The following is a 17567-nucleotide window of genomic DNA, read 5'->3' as shown; positions in this document are numbered from 1 at the left end:
TTGAGTGTGGCAAAGCTCGACAGGTTGAAAACAATGGCATTCCCCAGGATGCACCATGTTGGTGTCTCCCGATGCAAAAGGTTCGCATCATGAAAAAGCTCAAGTCACCGACTAAAGTAGAAGGGTTCTTCCCAGAGCGCTTCGAAATTGAGCCCCTTGAAGATCGCATTATGCTTTCGGCTGACCCTATGGTTGGTCCGCTGGACGGCATTAACCTGGAGGAGGTGTTTGATCCCCAGGAACAGGCGGTCGAAGAGTTTCAGGTGCAACTGGAGGAGGGGCAGGCGTTAGCAGCCCCTGGAAGCTTTTATGGGGGGGACCCTCTCCAGGGTCAAATGCCTTCAGATCTATTTGGTGGGTTTAATGATGAAGGGGTCTGGTCTGTTGGTAACGTGCCCTTGGATGAGACCCAAGTGTTGCAAGATCTGCTGGGTTTGGGTTCTGCTGGTGGCCTGTACGATTTCTCCGCCATTTCTGGTGATTTGACATTTTTGATCGATACCACGGGCAATGTGCAGGTTTCATTCAACGAAGGGGATGAGAGCTGGTCATTGACCGATGCCCACACCTTGATCGGTGGCCGTGGCAATGATCTGTTTCAGTTTGCTGAGGATTATGCCACAGACGTTTCCGTCTTTGGTGGTGAGGGTTGGGATGAGCTTAAGGTAGAAGGTGGCGACAGTGATTGGGTGGTGGATGGTATCGGCAGTGGCCGGGTAGGGGATCTGACCTTTGAGGGGTTTGAAGATCTGACCGGCGGGGCTGATAGTGAAGATGAGTTTTTGTTTGAGGCTTCGGGCTCTCTGCAAGGTCGTATTGAAGGGGGGGATCGAGGGTTTGATACGCTGGTGGTGGGGGAAGGTTCCTATGATCGTGTCTCCTTTACGGCTTTTAGCCCCGACGCCGGCACAGTAACCCGTGGTGTGGATGTCATCACCTATTCAGGTCTGGAGCCTATCGATGACCTGACTGAAGCCACCCATAAAGTTGTTAATATGAGCAGTGGTGATGATCACGACGCCACGCTCTCTATGAATGATGCTGGTAACCTGGTTCTGGATGGCAGCACTTTTGAAGGCATTACCATCTACAATTTGGATGAGTCTTTAACCATCCAAGGGTTGGGGGGGCAGGATAGTCTGACCCTAAGCTCACTGGATATGGGTCAGACAGACCTGATTGTTGATGCTGAAATAATAACGGTTTCTAGTGATGCCATTATTACCAGTGATGCGGATATTACGTTGGCTGCCAGTGTCACCAACGCTGTTGATGATGTCGCCAGTGCAGATTTAAGCATCAGTGCCGATGTAGATTTAACGGCTCAGGTTGCCATTTATGGATCATTGGATGTGGTTGGCCATGTCACCATCTCCTCGACCGTGGCCAATACCATTGAGCTGGAGGGGGGCACCTTAACACCTGCGGCTACCATTGATTCGGTCTCACTCTCTCGGGCTTTGATTGGAGATGGCGCAAGCATTAGTGCGGAAAGCCTGCACCTTTCAGCAACCACAGAGACCCTGCTTAAGGTGATCAGTGAAGGCTTGTTTGTCTTTGGTTCCATTGATGTCGATAGTAGCCAGACAACCCAGGCTGGTATTGCGGGGGGGGCGACGCTAGCCATTGGCAGTTCTACCATTCCAGGTAGTGAAACTGCCAGTATTAAGGTCGAAGCGACCGATGCGACCGATGTTGCCACCACAGCGGCTGTTGTGGATTCGGAAATTGTCGATGAAATGACCGAAGCCATTGGTGTGGATGGATTGTTGGACTTTGACCTGCTGCTGGGCAGTGTGGATATCGGGCGACAGACAGAGGCTTATATTGGTGATGGTACGGAACAGGTGTTAATCACTGGGTCCGGGGGTACAGGTAGCCGTACAGGGCAGGTCTCCGTCTCTGCCACCAGTCAAGATCTGGAGAGTGAAAGTACGCCAGGTCTGAACAGTTCTGTCACCGCCAACATGTTGGGGGTACAAACCAATACGGTTCATGAGGTGGTTTCGGCAACCGTGCATATGGCGGATATGGAACTTGATACCCTGGATATTACGGCAATCAGTGATAGTACCGTTTCAGCAGACGCCAAGGTTTCCCAAAATGTGGTCACAGGTTCCACCTCTGCCAGTTTAGTGGCGAGCAGTGTTGATGCCGTTGCCAGCGATGGTTCCACAGGGGTGATCTTAACTGCCAGTGATCGTAGCCACTACAGCGCCACCGCCAATGATCTACAGGCAGATGCTACAGGCCCGTTTGATGGGTTGACCCTCGGTAAATCTCTGGCCATTAACAGCATCGATAAAGATACCAGTGCCACCATAACGGGTGAGAGTACCACCATTGATGTTGCCGGTGGTGTGGTCTCTGTCTCTGCCGATAACAGCACCACGGTAACTGCAGACTCTACAGCAGAGTCAACCATTACCATGGAGGATGGTGGAACCGGCGTAGCGGTGGGTGGTAACTATGTGGGCAACCAGGTTTTAGGGGATGTCGAGGCGGGTATTGCTGACGCTACCGTCACCACCAGTGGCGCAACTGGGGATGTCACCATCTCTGCCAGTAATGATGCGGTTATTACCGCCAATGCCCTTTCTGGTACCACGGTTGAAGGTGCTGATGACGCGGTGGCTGCAGGTATTGCCATTGCGTTTAATGCCATCGGTTGGGCGCTGGATAGTTTGGTGGGATCCACGGTTGATACCCTGTTGGGGACCGAGTTGGGTTTGACCGAACAGCAGAGCACAACCACCGCTTTTCTAACAGACGCCACAACCATAGCCAGTGGTGATCTATCTGTAACCGCACAGAACCAAGCACAAATCAGTGCCAGCATTAGCAATGAGGTTTCAGCCGGTGGAGAAGCTTCCGGCGTGGCCGCAGCGGGACTATTGGCCAATAACCGGGTTAGTTCTCTGACCAAAGCCAGCGTCAGTCGTATGGACCTGGATGATTATGCGGTCCAGGCCGATGGCACAGTTACCGTTTCTGCGACCGATCGTGCGGGGGTGGAGGCCGATTCCGTTATTGTCGCACCGGGAGAGGGTGGGTCGGTTTCGGCTGGGGCCATCTTCTCAGTCAACGATGTACGCGGTGGGGCCAGTAGTTTTGTTGATGATGTCAATCTGACCAGTGGGGCGTTGGTGGTTACGGCCGATGAGCGGGCCACCATTACAGCCAATGTTAATAGTAACGATGCGGGTGGGGGGTATGGTGAGAGTTCCGACATCGCCATTAATGGAGCCGTCTCTACCAACGTGGTCTTAAACAGTGCCAAAGCCTATGTGGTCGATAGCCAGATCCTTACCTCCCTTGCGGATGTACAGGTTGAGGCGAGCAACACCGGTACCATTACCGCCACCACAGCCAGTGGTGCCGCCAGTGGCGGTGTGGGCATTGGTGGGACGTTGGCGTTTAATAGCATGGGTTGGGAAGCCCAAGACATCTTCAGTAATGCCCTTGACACATTGATTGGTGATACCGCTTTAGGTGATGCCGATACCTCAGAGGTGCTGGCTTATATTTTGGATAGTGATGTCGATGCCGCTGGTGCCATCTCTGTTACGGCCAATGCCGAAGCAACGATCCATGCTGAGGTTCGTAATCTGACCGGGGAAGACACCGAAGCGGTTGTTGAAGCGGATGAAGAGGTTGTCGACGAGGAAGAGCCTGCTGAAGAAGAAGCGGATGGTACAAGCTTTGGTCTTGGTTTTGTACTCACCAGTAACTTGGTTAACAGCCGTGCCAGTGCGTACATTCAATCCACCGGCGTGGAGCCTATCACCCTGGTCAGTAACGATGGTGGTGTGACGGTCGCGGCCAATAATCTTTCCGAGATTATCTCCACCGGTTCAATCACCGTTTCCAGCACCTCCACGAGTGCCGTGGCTGTTAGTGCTCTCCTGGTACGCAACGATGTACGTAGTGAAGTCTCCGCGACTATTGATGATAGCGATGTTGAGGCGGCAGGTAGTGTTACCGTGCAGGCGTTGGAGAGTGCGGTTATTGAGGCAGAAGAGGTTGGGGCTATTACCATAGCGCCTGCTGAGGAAGAGGAGGAGGAAGATCCTGTTGAAGATCCGACTTCTGATAGCGAAGGAAGTAGTGATTTTTCCTTAGCCGCCAGCGGTGTCATTGCCACCAACAATGTTCTGAGTTCTGCGACCGCCACCATAACCGATAGCACCATTACCACCACCAATGTGGGTGATGTGGTGATCGATGCGCAGAGCAGCAGCACCATTACCGCAACAACTTCCAGTGAAATTAGTTCGACCGGCACCTCCATTGGTGTGGTCATGGCGTTTAACACCATCGGGTGGGAAGCGCAAAATATTCTATTTAATACCGTGGATGCCCTTTTGGGTACCGAGATTGGGGATGGCCAGCCCATGGTGGTGCACGCCTACGCCACCAATACGGAGATTGATGCCGCAGGTGACATCTCCATAACGGCGGATCTTACGGCAACCATTACAGCCATCATCAGCTCTACCATTGAAGTAGAAGCCCCCGAAGGTACGGCATCGGTCTCCATTGCGCCTGTTATTGCTATGAACAAGCTCAATGTGGATACCCAAGCTTATTTAAGTGAAACTATTTCTGTGGCTTCCAGTGCGGGTGATCTAACCATTTCAGCCAAAGAAGCGGCCGATATTGACACCAATGTACTCTCTGGTGCGGTAAGTGCCAGTGGTGGTGAGGAGGATATGGGGGTCTCGCTCTCCATGAGTTTCTCCCGGAATGAGATCCAAAGCGATCTTGCCGCCCACATGAGCAATGTGTTGGATCTGGATCTTACCGATGGCTCCTTGAAAGTAGAAACCAGTAAAGCTTCTCAAATTGAGTCCCTTGGTGCAGCCACGGCGGTCTCTGGCGGAAGTGCGGCATCTGGCGGCGGTATTATGGCTTTTAATACCATCCTTGGTGATAACGATGCCTTCATCCGTGGCTCTGTACTCTCGGTGGGTGCGGTAACGGCGGGCAAGGGGAATCTTGAGGTCCTGGTTGGTAACGATACCCGTATTAATGCCAATGTCCGGGCCGATGCCCAGGCGAATGGGGCCAGCAGCGGGACCGCTGTTGGTTTGACCGTGGCCTTTAATGCCATCGGTTGGGCGCTGGATAATCTGTTGGGTGCCACCATTGATACCATGTTGGGTACCGAGCTAGGGCTAACCGCTGGAGCTTCAGACAACACCGCCACCATCACCGATAGCCGGATGGTGGCTGGGGGGGATGTCACGGTGGATGCCACCTCAACCGCCCTAATCAATGCCACCGCGGCTACTGGTGCTTCTGCCGGGGGTGACGCCAGTGTGGCCGTGGCGGGTCTACTGGCCAGTAACCGTCTAAGTAGCTTAATGCAATCCTCTATTACCGGTAGCTCTACCCATAATACCCTGCATGCAGAAGGTACCGTCACCGTCTCTTCAGCGGATGAGGTCGGGATCTACTCCAATACCTTGATTGAAGCACCAGCTCTTGAAGAGGTCGAAGAGGAAGAGACTGAGGACGAGGAGGGGAACTTCTATGATGGTCATGTGGCCGTTCTTAAAGATGAAATTGCAAGCCTGATTGCGGCTGTGGACTATGAGTCAGCTAGTGGGGAGCAGACCCTCACCCTACATGACAAAGTCCTGGTGGCAGAGGATCATGAAGCCGGCGGTACGGCAGGTACCGTCTATAAGTATATGGGCCCTGGTGAGACCCTGGATCTAAGTGAGCAAGATTATGAGGATATGGGCTACTGGATTGAAGATGATACCAGCCACCTGGATCCGTTTGAGCTGGCGGCACCCCTGTTGGAAGATCCCTCGGAAGAGCCTGCTGCTGAGGCGCAGCCCGAGGTTGATCCTGACGCTGACCCAGATGCCGGTACAGACACAGAGGAAGAAGCCGCTGGTGGTGCAACCTCTGTAGGGTTTGCCTTTGCGGTGAACGATGCACGGGGAGGCGCCAAAAGCTTTGTACAAGCGCTGACCATTACAGCGGGTGCCTTAACCGTTGAAAGTGAAGAGAGTGCCACGGTTAAAGCATTGGTCGATAGCAGTAGTACAGGTGGTTTTGGTGAAGGATCTTCCCTAAGTATTACAGGATCTATTGCCACCAACGTTGTTCAAAACTCAGCATTGGCTTATGTGCAGGATAGTGATGTAACGACCTCGATAGCTGATGTCACCGTGCAGGCCACTAATAGTGGCTTGGTGGATGCCAATACCATGAGTGGGGGGAGTAGTGACAGTACCTCTATCTCCGCAACACTGGCTTTTAACTCCATTGGTTGGGAAACCCAAAATATCTTTGCCAATGCGGTGGACACCATGTTGGGTAGTGACATTTTGGGGGATGAAAAGACCTCTCTTGTCACCGCCTATATTCTGGATAGTGATGTCGCAGCCCAGGGCAGTATAAAAGTACTGGCAGACTCCACTGCCCGTGTACAGTCCATGACCTCCAATGAATCGGCTGCAGAGGCCGAAGCTGAGAACGAAAAATCGACAGATGCTGCGGGTGCGGATACCACCTCTACCGACCAAGCCTCTGCCCTGGCGATGGGCTTTGTGCTCAGTAGCAATATGGTCAATAGCAAGAGCACCGCTTATATCCAATCGAGCAGCAACGATGCTTTGTCTCTTTCCACTGTGGAAGGTGAGGTGTTGGTACAGGCTAAAGATGTGGCGGAAATTTTGGCCAATGCCAAAATTGAGGTCGTGGCATCCGCGCAATCTTCTACCGTCTCTGCAGGGGATGATGAGGGGGGGGGCTTTGTTGACGGCCTGATCGGTGCGGCGCTGACTGAAATTGAAAAAATTGACTACACCGACCGTTCGGGTGAGGTGACTGTCAAGGTCAATGATCTGGTCTATGTGGATGATGTGGATTACAGCAGCAATGAAGAGCCTGATGAGTTGACGGAAGGTGACCGGGTCGAGCTGGCTTTTGACATAGGCGGTGGAGAAGCCGGAGATGTCTATGAGTACATTGGCGAAGATCTGGTGGATGGGGTGGATCTGGATACTCAAACCTATTCCGATGGCTCAAATTGGCGATTGTTGTTGGGAGATGCTGGGCAGAGTTACCGCTTTATCGGTTTAGGGGACGGCCTGTCAGAGACCATTGATTTAACCACAGAGGATTTTACCGACCGCCTGCGCTGGTTCAACATTGCAGATGTAGAGAACGTCCTTAGCTATCTCCCCAGTCTGGATAGTTCAGCTTCCAAGGCTTCTGGCGTTGGTGGTTTGATGGTGCGCAACGATGTTCGCAGTGATGTGGATGCCCATATTGATACGGTAGAGATCAATGCTGGGGGGGATGTTTCGGTTAAAGCTTATGAAACAGCCACCATCCAAGCGCAGGATATTAGTGAAGTCACCGCTAGCCCTGGTGGGCTTAAAGGCAGCTCTACATCCATGGCGGTGGGGGCGGTTATTGCCACCAACAATGTGCTTAGTGGTGCCGAAGCGTATGTCATTGATAGCAGCATCATCACCAAAGAGAGTGGCGATGTTGAGGTCCATGCTGAGAACACCTCGAGAATTAAAGCCTCGGTTGATAGCGCCCTGACTTCGGGCCAGGCTTCTGTTGGGGTGGTGTTGGCCTTTAATACGGTTGGGTGGGAAGCACAAAATATCTTCTATAACAGTGCCGATGCTCTTTTTGGAACCAGTATTGGAGATGCCCAACCTGCAACGGTCAAAGCCTATACGGAACGGACAGATATTTTTGCCGCGGGCGATATTCAGGTAACCGCTGATTTTGATGGTGATATCGATGCCAATATTGTCAATTCAGCACTGAGTTTAAGCCTTAGTAGTGATAGCAAAGCGACCAGCATTAGTGTGGCGCCTGTGATCACCATGAACAAGATCAATGTGGATGTGGAAGCCTATTTGGGAGATGCAACCACCATACAGGCCAAAGCTGGTGATATCACCGTTAAAGCAACGGATGATACCGCCATAGTCTCTGAAGTCTCTGCCAGTGCCATCGGTGTTTCCGGATCATTGGGGGGCAACAGTATGGCCATTTCGGTGGCCTTAAGCTCAGCCCGGAATGAAATTCTTAGTGATGTTGAAGCCTCCATTACAAGTATCAGTCAGGTGGAGTTGTTGGATGGGGACCTGACGGTTGCCACCAGTAAAAGTGGGGTGGTGGATGCTGTCGGTTCTGCAACGGCATTGGCCATTGCGGCCTCTGCTCAAGGTGGTACGGCCGTCGCAGGCGGCGGGGTGCTGGCTTTCAATAATATTCTGGGTAACAACGATGCCACCATCTCCAACAGTACAGTCACCGCGGGTGATTTAACGGGCGAAGGTGGGGATGTCTCGGTCACCACGGAAAACAGTGCCAGTATTGATGCAGAGTTAAAATCTCTCTCTATTGCTGTCTCGCTGGGTGCTGGTAAGACCAGCCCGGGGGTTGCCTTTGGGCTTTCGGTTGCCCGGAATATCATCGGTGCGGCAGCTAAGGATGCCGATGCCGACTATGATACGGAAAAAGCTGATCTGGTCACGTTGGAAAATGGTACGCGTATTGAGGTGGTTAGCGGGGCGCTACGCGGTGATGTCTATGAATATATTGGTGAGGATTTTAGCGCTGAAGAGGGTGAGATTATTGACCTGAATGCCATGAACTTTGGCGATTCAGAGTCCTGGCAGCGTGTGGACATCAGTGACCGTGCGACTTCGGTTACGGCCACAACCAAAGGAAGTAGCATCCATGCGGATGGCACCCTTACCTTAGATGCCCGTTCAACCGCTTCGATTGATGCGGTTGTCTTGGCGGGCTCTGTTGCGGTAGCGGGTAGTGGTAAAACCGCCATTGGTGTCAGTGCCAGTGGTGTGTTCAGTGAAAACCGTATTCGCACGGATGTGAAAGCTTATATGGATGGGGATGGCGCTGAGGGCATCTCAGCGGGGGCGATCTCCATTAGTGCCGATGACACCAGCTCCATTAATAGTGTTGCCGGGGCTGCCTCTGTGGCGGCAGCGATCGCTGGTCAGTCAGGTTATGCGGTCTCTATTGGTCTCTCTTTGGCGTTTAACAGCATTGATAGTGATGTGGTGGCCTATATGGCCAACGCCGACACGGGGGTGGATGTTACCGCAGGTGGTTTAAGTATCTCAGCCACCAGTCGTGGTGTGCCCCTGTTTGATATTGATCTGGATGAGGTGAGCTTTGATGCAGATAGTCTGGATGATCTGGCCGATCAGGAGGAGGATAACCCCAATGATCCTAACAGTGATGCCGACGATTCGGATGATCCCACAGATGATGCCGTTGATGAAGCGCAGGTGGATGCCGATGCCGATGCATTAATTATGGCACAGCTAACCTCGGCTATGGCTGAGGGTGGGATTACCCTTTCCGACAAAAACAGTGTCTCAGGCGGCTGGATGTTCTCCTCTAATGAAGGGGAGCAGGAGGTCGCCAACGGTAGCACGGTACGGGTTATGGGGGGGCATGAGGCGGGTGGTTTTAGCAATGTTGTTTATCACTTTATTGGGGGGGATGCGGATACAGAGGAGAGCGTAGACCTGGGTGAAGAGGATTACAGCGACAGCAGCCGTTGGAAGATCGACCCGGTAAAATACAAGCTTTCCTCTCTGGATGAAGGTGATGCTTGGCTCTTTACCGATGGCGATGGCACCACCTATACCTTAAAGCGCTTTGGGCAGACCATTTCGGTCTCCCGCAATAATATTAACGCCGTTTCTGCAGCAGCCTCTCTGGCCATTGGTGTTGCAGGGCAAACAGGTCTGGCTGTTAGTGGTGCGGGCGCTGTTGCCATTAATGAGCTTAGTGGCCATACGGACAGCTATATTTTGGATAGCCACATCACCACCACAGGTGATGTGGATCTGGATGCCCGCAGTGAGTCATCCATCTCTTCGACGGTCATTGCCGCGTCGGCTGCCATTGGGGGTGGGGGGAGTACCGGTGTTGGAGCCTCCTTGGGTATTGCCGTGGCCAAAAACCTGATTGGTCAAAGTGGTCAGGCGACGGTGCAGGCGTATTTAGAAGACAGCAGCCTGACAGCGGGTGGTGCACTGAGCCAAACAGCCATTGTTGAGCAGGATATCAACGCCCTGGTCTTTGCCGGTTCGGCTGCCATTGCCGCTGGGGGTAGTACCGGTGTTGGGGTAAGTGGTTCAGGGGTCTGGGCTGAGAACGTTATGGGTGTGGAGGTCAATGCCTCCATCACCGGCGATGGTGAGCATGGGATCCAGGCTGAAGGGGTCACACTGACGGTTACAGATGACTCTTTAATCTCATCCAAAGCGGCGGCTGCTTCATTGGCGGCTGCATTTGGAGGATCTACAGGTGTGGCCATTTCTGTGGGGATCTCTTTAGCCCGCAACACCATTGAAAATGATCTGCAAGTCTCCATTGTTAATGTTGATGATGGGCTAAATGCGGGTGATGGTGACCTGATTTTGGATGTGCAGGAGACTGCTGAAATTCAGGCCATTTCCGCAGCGGCCTCGGTTGCTCTGGGGTTTGGTGGGGCAACTGGTGTGGGGTTAAGTGGCGCCGGGGCAGATGCGGTCAATATTATCCAGACCGATGTGAACGCCTTTGTCGATGGTTCGGTGCTGATCAGTCAAAAAAATGTGGTACTCAATGCGCAAAACAGTGCGGAGATTGATGCCCTCGTTGCAACCGCATCCTTTGCGGCCTCCATCGGTGGCTCAGCGGGTATTGGTGCTTCCATTGGTGTCTCGCTGGCCCGTAACTTTATTGGTTATGACCCGTATGAGAGTTCCGAAATCCACACCTATGATACCGATGACTTGACCACGCCAGACTCCATCAGCAACGGGGAAATTGTTTTTATTGGGGATAACTTCGGCCAGCGGGAAGGGGAGTATTACCGCTACATTGGTGATGAGCTAAGCAATACCAAAGGCGCAGAGTTCTTCTACTACCAAGATTTTGCTGATCACACCAAATGGGAACAGGTACTAGGTAAGGGTTCAGCTGAGACCCAAGCCCGCATAACGGCTTCAAGCGTTGTAGCGGGTGGGGATCTAACCCTAACGGCTGATGCTCAACAGGCTATTGATTCCACCGTATTCTCTGGTTCTGCGGCGATGGCGGGCGGCGGTACAGCTGGCGTTGCTGTCGCTGGAGCTGGGGTGAGTGCAGAAAACCGAATTGCAGCCCAAGTTAAAAGTTCTATTACCGACACGCTGGATGATGGTATCCGGGTTATCGGCAATGTAGCACTCAGCGCGACAGATAATTCCACCATTGATTCAGATGCGCAGGCGGCCTCGGTGGCCTTCTCCTTTGGGACGGCTGCGGTGTCAGTGGCTATCGGTGTCTCTTTGTCTGAAAATGCCATTGATAATGTGGTGGATACCACCCTAAGTAATGTGGATCTGATCGCTGGGGGTGATGTTACTTTAACCTCCAGTGAATCTGCTGCCATTGATGCGACCTCTCAGGTTGCTGCCATAGCAGCGGCTGCCGGACTTGGCGGTGCCATTGCCGGAGGTGGGGCCGATGCTGAAAGTAGTATCAGTGGTGAGATTACAGCAGATATTACCGGCAGCGATCTAACCGTTGGCGGTGTTTTATCTTTGGCTGCACAGAACAAGGCGGTTGCTGATGCAGATGTGGCGGCGGTATCCGCAGCGCTGGGTCTGGTCGGGGCAGCAGCGTCCGGTACGGTGGCGACGGTCTCCATTAATGAGGATGTCAATGCTGGCATAAGCGAATCCAACATCAAAGCGGGTGAGGTCTCCATTACCGCTGAAGATCGTATGATTGCCGATACCCAAACGGTGGCCATTAGCGTCAGCAGTGGTGCCGCCATGGGTATGTCGGTCTCTACCGTTGTGGGTCGTTCCGATGTTGGGGCGCACCTGGGGGATGGTGTGGATCTGGAGGCAGGCATTCTACGCATTGTGGCGGAGAGTGAAAACAGCCTCTATATGGAATCCAACGCGGCCAGTGGTGGTGTTTTTGCCGGTATTGCGGGTGCGTTCTCAAGCCTTAATTTGGTTGGGGATTCGGTGGCAGGTTTGGGGGATAACACCAGCGTCAACGTCGATAGTATGGAGATCCGTGCCAAACGTGATCAGGATTTCGACAGTAAGGCCTTGAATCTGGCTGTGGGGGCATTTGCCGGAAGTGGCGCTTATGTCGAGAATAATCTGAATACTGGCTCCGATGTCATCATTGGCGATAACAGTACGGTGGAGGCCGGTAGTATTGTCATTACCGCCACCAACAAAGCGGTTAAAGAGAAGTACGCCAACAGTAACAATATCTACTCGGGCTCAGCCGGTGCGATTGGCGTGAGCGCGCTGTTTAGTGACTCCGACCTTGGCACCGATAAAGATCCCTTCCGAGCCCGTGTACAAATGGGTCAAGGCACGACCTTGGATGTGGATGGTAATTTGGAAAACCCCGGTACTTTGCGGGTTGAAGCCTTGGCCGATGCCTATGCTGTAGACAGTGTAAAGGTTGAAGGTGTCGGTGGTTTAGCGCTCTCTATCGCCAAGTCGGATATTGAGGCTAACACACTTTCAGAGATCGATCTTAACGGTACGACATTGCAAAATGTCAGTGGTGATGTGGTGTTAACCACGCGTACTGCGGCTGAAACCAACGCCAGCGCCAATGTCTTTTCGGCAGCCGTGATCGCGGGGGCAACCGCGCTTTCTGCTGGGGATGTCGATGCCACCAACCGGGTCACGGTCACCGATGCCACCATTAAGGGTGGTGAGGTCAAAATTTACGCGGGTAAAAACAATTTTGGTGTAGGCAATTTGATTGATGGCTATTCCGCGGCTGATATGGCCCTGGTCAGCTTGGCTGGTATCGGTGTGCCGGTACCTACCATGGATATCAACGAGGTTAACCAGGTAGAAATTGCTGGAACCACCACCATTGAAGCTTTGAAAAATGTGGATCTGGTTGCCAAAGAGGGGATTGGCGGCAACAGCCGTGGAACCACAGAAGGCTCTGTGGTCTCAGTAGGGGGCATACCCTACGCTGTCTTTATTCCCGATGGTACGGATATCGACAGCACCAATAAAGTATTGGTCAGTGATACCGCGACTGTAGAAGCAGGCATTAATAATCAGACTTTAATGCACCTTCTGCCCTTAACAGTTGACGGGCAGACCATGCTGGAGAGTGACCGTCTTGGGACCGAACTGACAGAGACAGAAAAACTAGAGCTAGGGCTGAGTGAAGATCAGCAGTATGAGTATGCTGAGCTGCCCACAGGTTCTTTGGCTATGAGTTTAAGCTTTGGCACCCTCGTAGAGGTCAAAGAAGGGGCTTTTGGCAAGGGTGAGGTGGGTGATGCCTACGTCTATGCACCATCTGATCTAAGTGATGGTTCAGAAATTTTGCATGAAGCGGATTATACCGATACCAGCAAATGGAGCAAAGTTGAGGCTGCCATTGACCTGACCGAAGTTCAAGGTGGCAGTGTGGACCTGACCTGGGGTGATTTGGTACATCACTCGGATGGAACTTGGTGGATCTACAGCGGGCTGGATACAACGGTCTATGTAGATGACTATTATCTGGAAAATACCGAAGATTGGGAAGAGACGCTTACCTACGAGAGTGATCGTGGAAAAACCTTCGGTGAGCAGTTGGAACAAAAATTTTATGTCGTCAAGCCAACCTCTATGGAGGTCCCCACACTACTCTACGCCAACATTGGCAACCTGTTGTTTGAGCAACGGGAGCAGGTGCTCGACTGGATGGCCAGCCATGCGGGTAATGCTGAAGCCATCGCCCGTTATACCGAACAGCTGTCACAGATCGATCAAACCTTGGAAGATATGGGGTTGATGGAGACGGTGAATGCCAATGGCACCACTGAGACACTGGTCAATGAGTCATACGACCAACTGTTCCTGGATATCCCCAATCTCTATGCCTCCCCCGGTTCGATCTTTATTGAGGCTGACAAAGCCTACAGCAACGACATGGATGCCCTGGTGGGTACGCAACTGTTGCCCCGCACAGGTGCCCAGATTGATTTGGTCAACAAGACACCCTTTGCTTTACAGGTCAATGATCTGGGCCTGAGCGATGCCGACCGTACCGATGTACTTAATGGTCAGTTGATCAGCATGAAGGCAGGTAATGTCTTCTTTAATAAGGTCAGCCTAACCGATACCAGTGATGGTAGTGATAAGACCATCACCATCATGCAGGATGCCTTTGAAAGCAGTATGTATGATCTGGGTGAACTGGAGATCCCCGATGGTCCCCAGGATATCTATGTTCTGGGTCAGGTACACAATGAGGATGGTGCGCTCAATGTGACCAACATGGAGGGTAGTATTAATGTTTCCGGCGAACTCCGGGCCGGGTCAGTACAGCTCTCAGCCGCCGGTAGCTTTAATCTGAACAGTGAGGGCTGGTACCACAGTGGTACCGACCCCCGCCAGTATGTAGATTTTGTGACCCTATTTAACAGCCAAGTTTACAATGATGAGGGGGACCCAAAAAGTGTTAGTTACACTAACTTTGACCCCATTTATAAGACGGTTTTCATAAGCGCGGGTAACGAGATTACCAATTTAACCAATCCAGAAATTCTGGAGTTGGAAGAGGCTCTGGCTGAGGATTCAAGCCGTGTATTGGCCATGGGCGAGATCAATATTAACGCCCGTTATATCAACATCAATGGTCTGGTGCAGTCGGGTGTGCAGGAAGTTGTGCTGCATATTGATGAGACCTTTGCCCCCACGGCTACCACCACCTTTACCGATAGCAGCGGTGAGTTGCTGGAGGGCATTAGCTTTGGGGATGAAAATGTACCGGTGGATGGATACTTTGACGCCGATACCGGTACCATTGTGGTGGATGAAATCGCCCCGGAAGGGGGCAAAATTACCATTACCGGTCAAATTCTCAGTACCGGTAATGGGCGCCTGCGGGTAGCAAACGGCTATACCGATGTCGATATTGTTAATAAAACCGACTACGACTTGGCCTTGGGCACCATTGATGTCTCAAACGAGCGGGAAGGTATTATTACGCTCATCGACTCCTCTTCATTGGAGAAGACCATCTACACTGTGGTGGATGATCAGATCGAAATGCGTGTTGAGACCGGTACGCTGGTGACACCAGAGGAAGGTGCCGTCAACCAGATCTCCACCATTAGCTATGAAGAGACGAACTCTGCCAGCTTTGGTTTTGATGACGCGATCTTCTACCAACCCCCAGAGGGACAATATTACGTCTGGACCGAAGGGCAGGAGAAGACCAAAACCACGGTACGTAAATATGAGAAGAAGAGTTTTAACCTGCTTGGTTTCGATTGGGACGGTCTGGTCAAAGATAAGAAGTACAAGTGGGAGGATATTGAGTATCGGGATGGTGCACCCCTGCTTGAGTCCGAACTGGCCGTCATGTTTGATGTGGATCCTGAAACCGTCTACAGCATCGATTATGAGCTGCAGAAGGATCTGAGTGTTGATCTTACCCAAAACATCACTCAGGTGCGGGATACCGATAACAACAAAGTTTACCGCTACATTGGCACCACTGGACAGATGGTGTTGAGTGAGGCGGATTTCGAGGACGATACCCTATGGACCTACCTAGAGACGGAGAAGGATAGCGACTGGGAGGATGTGGATTCGGAGCAGTATGATAGTGACTATGAGAACTATACCGAAACCAAAAAAACCTGGAAGACCGGTGGCGGCTGGCTGCGTAAAAAGACCTACCACACTAAAATCACCACCACAGAGGGGTTGAAGGATTTTTATACCCACACCCTGAAGGCAGACTATCCTGTCTCTATTGAATTTACCCAGAGCGACGATGCCCCCAATGTAAACATTGAGAGTGCGGGTCAGCTTATATTGCGTGGCGATATTATTACCGAAAAGGTGGATGCCACGGCAGAAGATACCTCGACAGGTAGTTCCAGCATTGGGTTGGCCTCAGCGACCATGACCATTGCTGAAGATGTCACCATGCGTGGTGCGGTTTCCGATGTGGTGACCGGTGGTGGTGTTAACCTGAACATGGATCAGTTCAGTGGTGTGCTCAACGTAACGGCTGGAGGTAATGTTAACATTACCGCATATCATAGCCTGAGTGGTAATGGCTTGATGTTGGGTGATGTTTTCACGGTAGCTAATGTTTCCATTACTTCCAATGAAGGTATGACTTCAATAGAGAGTGGCACCATTACCGCCCGTAGTGTGGAGCTTGATGGTGGTGAAGGCAGCATTGATGTCAATATTGATAGCCACCAGTATGGCCAGGGGGATGTAAGTGCCACTTCCGAGGGGGATATCACCATTGTGGAAACCAGTGGTGATCTACATGTTGAACATGTGGCATCCGACAGTGGTGATGTACATCTGCAAACCACAGATGGTTCGGTGGTTGATAGCCGCCATGAAAACTTCCGCCCGGTCTTGACCAATGCCGATGGTAGTCTGACCGATGAGATGCAAGCGCTGGTGGATACCGGTGTTTTTGAAGAGAGTGCCCTATGCTATGCTCTGGCGCCTGATTTTATGCAGGCCCTGTACCCCCATGCTGAGATGTTGGGTTTTAGCCCCAACACAGGGTCGGAACTGGTCAATGTGCAAGGGGATGCCATTACCATTATTGCCGGTGGGGCGACACAGTCCATTGGTTATGCCACCGATGAATTGACGATATTGGATCCTGATGATTTTGAGAACCTGAGCGATACGGATAAGCAGGCCTTGGTTGATGCCTCGGCTCGGGATATTAAAGAGGTTAACTACGCGACCTACGAGTATATCGGCCAGGATAACAATATCTCTCTGAGTACGACAGATTATGGTGACGATACGCTGTGGCGCAAAGTTAATACCTCAGAGACGTATGATGACACCCTCCTACACAGCTCGGATGGTGTGACCTCTGTTAGTCATGGGCAATGGGTTGAGAACCAGCGGGATATTGAGTCGGTCATTCTGCAGGTGTGGGATGACGTCAATATTGTTGCATTGGGTTCAATTGAGCTCACGGCAGAAGAGCAGGTTATTGTCGCCAGTACCGCGGATATGCAAATTCAAGAAGTAGAGACAGATGGCCAGATCCGCATTGCCAGTGAAGGGGGGATCACCGGTAGCATTATTGAACGGGGTAGCCACCTGAAAGGTGGCAATATCACCTTGGTGGCGGATAGCCATGTGGGGGAGAGTAGCCGGGCTTTGACCATGGCCCAAAGTGCCGAGGCCACCTTGTGGGTGGAGGCAGGTACGGATGTGGTGCTGACCGCAGAAGCCAGTGACATGCACCTATTGACCGTAGCTACCGCTGGCGATGTCACCTTGGCGGTCGATGGTGGCAGTTTGAGTACGGTTGAGCATGATGAGGTGACCTACCACATCAGTGCAGACCATCTGGCCATTGATGTAGAAAATGGCAGTATTGCCACGGCGACCGATGGTTTAATCACCAACGTTAACAGCTTGCAGGCACAGAGTACCGGGGTCTTTGGTATTACCCTGGATAATGAAGGGGATCTCACCCTTACCGAAGCTGGTGTTGCAACAACAGCCGTAGCGGATATAGCCGTT

Annotated in this window: 1 protein-coding gene (only partly in view); it reads left to right on the top strand. The window is 52.1% G+C overall.

The annotated features are described in order from the left end of the window. The first annotated feature begins 89 nt into the window (after positions 1–89). Positions 90–17567, top strand: the beginning of a protein-coding gene (locus V5T57_RS13840; RefSeq protein ID WP_332891826.1) for an LEPR-XLL domain-containing protein. The gene runs 21105 nt beyond the window's last position; the window shows 17478 of its 38583 coding nt (coding positions 1–17478); it begins with the start codon at positions 90–92; its stop codon lies beyond the right edge, outside the window.

Source organism: Magnetococcus sp. PR-3 (assembly GCF_036689865.1).
Lineage (GTDB): Bacteria > Pseudomonadota > Magnetococcia > Magnetococcales > Magnetococcaceae > Magnetococcus.
The sequence above is the reverse complement of the archived record's forward strand: the minus strand, read 5'-3'. Positions and strand labels throughout refer to the sequence as shown.